General features: G+C 67.8%; 1 protein-coding gene. It reads left to right on the top strand.

All coding sequences use genetic code 11. From position 1 onward, the window contains the following. A partial coding sequence (locus A5692_RS02440; protein ID WP_156765891.1) for a translation initiation factor IF-2 N-terminal domain-containing protein occupies positions 1-544 on the top strand: 544 nt, incomplete at both ends.

Raw genomic sequence — 544 nt, 5'->3', positions numbered from 1 at the left:
TGCGGTTGCCGCACGGCAACGGCGAGACCATCCGGCTGGCCCGCGGCGCGTCGCTCTCCGACTTCGCCGACAAGATCAACGCCAACCCGGCGTCGCTGGTGCAGGCGCTGTTCAACCTCGGGGAGATGGTGACCGCCACCCAGTCCGTCGGCGACGAGACGCTCGAGCTGCTGGGCAGCGAGATGAACTACGTCGTCCAGGTCGTCAGCCCGGAGGACGAGGACCGCGAGCTGCTGGAATCCTTCGACCTGACCTACGGCGAGGACGAGGGCGGCGAGGAGGACCTGCAGACCAGGCCGCCGGTGGTGACCGTGATGGGTCACGTCGACCACGGTAAGACGCGACTGCTGGACACGATCCGGAACGCCAGCGTGCGCGAGGCCGAGGCCGGTGGCATCACCCAGCACATCGGTGCGTACCAGGTTTCCGTCGACCTTGACGGCACCGAGCGGCCGATCACCTTCATCGACACCCCGGGTCACGAGGCGTTCACCGCCATGCGTGCCCGTGGGGCAAAGGCCACCGACATCGCGATTCTGGTGGT

It is taken from the genome of Mycobacterium sp. E342 (assembly GCF_001667665.1).
Lineage (GTDB): Bacteria > Actinomycetota > Actinomycetes > Mycobacteriales > Mycobacteriaceae > Mycobacterium.
This window is presented reverse-complemented; position numbering and strand designations above follow the sequence as displayed.